We start from the raw sequence: 2,066 nt of genomic DNA, 5'->3' as shown, positions 1-2,066 counted from the left end.
GGGACGGCCACCGGCTCAGGGAAGGTCCAGCTGCCGTCGAGGATCTCCGGGCGGGCGCGGTAGAGGCGGACCATGTAGTTCCAGCCTTCCATGATCGGCAGGCAGTTCGGGATCTGCCCGTCGCAGCCGCCGAACTGGACGGCGATGGAGCCGTCCGCCGCCCGGTCGGCGGTGATGCTGTTCAGGTTGTAGGCGCCGTACTCGTTCTTCCGGTAGTAGCCCTCGGCGTCGTAGACGCTGATCGACCAGAAGCCGTCGACCGGGACGTCCTTCACGTCGAGTCTGTAGATCGTCCGGCCGTCGTTCCCGGCAGGCGTCACCGAGAGGTAGAGGGCATCCTTCTCCGGGTTGCCGCCCCAGGCGGCCGCGGCCTGGATCAGCCGGCGCACCGGGTCGACCGCGTCTCGGGGGCCGAAGGCCTGCCGTGTGTCGGGCAGGGTCTCGGCGAGGGTGAGGAGGGCATCCCGCACCTTCTTCTGGCTCGCCTGGTCCCAGTTCGGCGGCTCCCAGACGCCAGGGCCGCCGGGCTGGTCGACGGTGATCGCGTCCTGGAGCGCCGTGGCCTTGGCCACGTCCTCGGGGTCCTCAGGGTCGACGAGGGTGCGGACCGCGGTGCCCACGTAGCGGGTGCCGATCTCCTCGCGGGTCAGGGTATGCGGCGCGGCATCGTAGAAGACGTTCGGGACGTACTGGTCCTCGTCGATGATCTGCAGCGACATGAATCGTTCGCCGGATTCGGGCAGCGTGATCGTCACCGGCCCCGCGTCGAGGTCGAAGACGGCGATCGAGTAGAGCGTGTCGCGGTTGCCGCGGACGACGAACTGGTCGTCGACGCCCATCACTCCGCGGCGGTGCAGGAACTTGCCGAAGCCGCCGTCCTTCACCGCGTTGCCGAAGAAGAGATCGGATTCGGCGCGCACGAAGTTGTCGGGCGTCACCGGGACACTGTCCTGCGCCCATACGGGCGAGAGGGAGAGGGGAAGGGCGAGGGCCAGCGCGGCGAGGGTGCGGGTCATGCGAGGGCTCCTTCAGTCAATCGGTCGAGGGCCGGCGGATCCTCGACCGGCGCCGCAAGGACACCAGCTCGGCCACCTGGTCAGGCCGGCACGGGTGCGGGGGTGAGCCAGGCGGCGAAGTCCTGCTTGGCGCGGTCGGTATAGGCCTTGTAGCGGTCGCGGCGGCCGCGGCGGCCGGAGCGGGCGGCCTCGAGCGGGGGGAAGAGGCCGAAGTTGACGTTCATCGGCTGGAAGAGCTCGGCCTCGGCGCCGCCGGTGATGTGGCGGACGAGGGCGCCGGTCGCCGTGGTGGCGGGCGGCGGGTCGAGCGGGAGGCCGAGGCGCTCGGCGGCGGCGAGGCGGCCGGCGAGCAGGCCCATGGCGGCGCTCTCGACATAGCCCTCGACGCCGGTGATCTGGCCGGCGAAGCGCAGGCGCGGGTCGGCGCGGAGGCGGAGGCGGCCGTCGAGCAGGCGGGGGGAGTTGAGGAAGGTGTTGCGGTGGATGCCGCCGAGGCGGGCGAAGCTCGCGTTCTCGAGGCCGGGAATCATCCGGAAGACTTCGGTTTGCGCGCCGTACTTCATCTTGGTCTGGAAGCCGACGATATTGTAGAGGGTGCCGAGGGCGTTGTCGCGGCGGAGCTGGACGACGGCGTGGGGCTTCGCCTCCGGGGCGTGCGGGTTGGTGAGGCCGACCGGCTTCATCGGGCCGTGGCGGAGCGTCTCGCGGCCGCGCTCGGCCATGACCTCGATGGGGAGGCAGCCCTCGAAATAGGGGGTGTCCTTCTCCCAGTCGCGGAACTCGGTCTTCTCGGCGGCGAGGAGGGCGTCGATGAAGGCCTCGTACTGGTCCCTGTCCATCGGGCAGTTGAGGTAGGCGGTACGCTCCTCCTCGGTCTCGCCCTTGTCGTAGCGGGACTGGAACCAGGCCTTGGAGAGGTCGACCGTCTCGAAGTGGACGATGGGGGCGATGGCGTCGAAGAAGGCGAGCGCGCGCTCGTCGGTCAGGGTGCGGATGGCGGCGGCCAGCGCCGCGGAGGTGAGGGGGCCCGTCGCGACGATGACGCTGGTC

The 2,066-nt window shown here is 70.4% G+C and carries 2 protein-coding genes; both read right to left on the bottom strand.

What is annotated here, in order from left to right:
• On the bottom strand, nt 1-1,016 hold a 1,016-nt coding region (locus Q0112_RS15245), incomplete at its 3' end, for a DUF1254 domain-containing protein (RefSeq protein WP_297976751.1).
• An 80-nt stretch (nt 1,017-1,096) separates the two neighbouring features.
• On the bottom strand, nt 1,097-2,066 hold a 970-nt coding region (gene trmFO / locus Q0112_RS15240; RefSeq protein WP_297976749.1), incomplete at its 5' end, for a methylenetetrahydrofolate--tRNA-(uracil(54)-C(5))-methyltransferase (FADH(2)-oxidizing) TrmFO.

It is taken from the genome of uncultured Amaricoccus sp., from assembly GCF_937858865.1.
GTDB lineage: Bacteria > Pseudomonadota > Alphaproteobacteria > Rhodobacterales > Rhodobacteraceae > Amaricoccus.
Note: the sequence above shows the minus strand (reverse complement) of the source record. Positions and strands in the feature narration are given on the sequence as shown.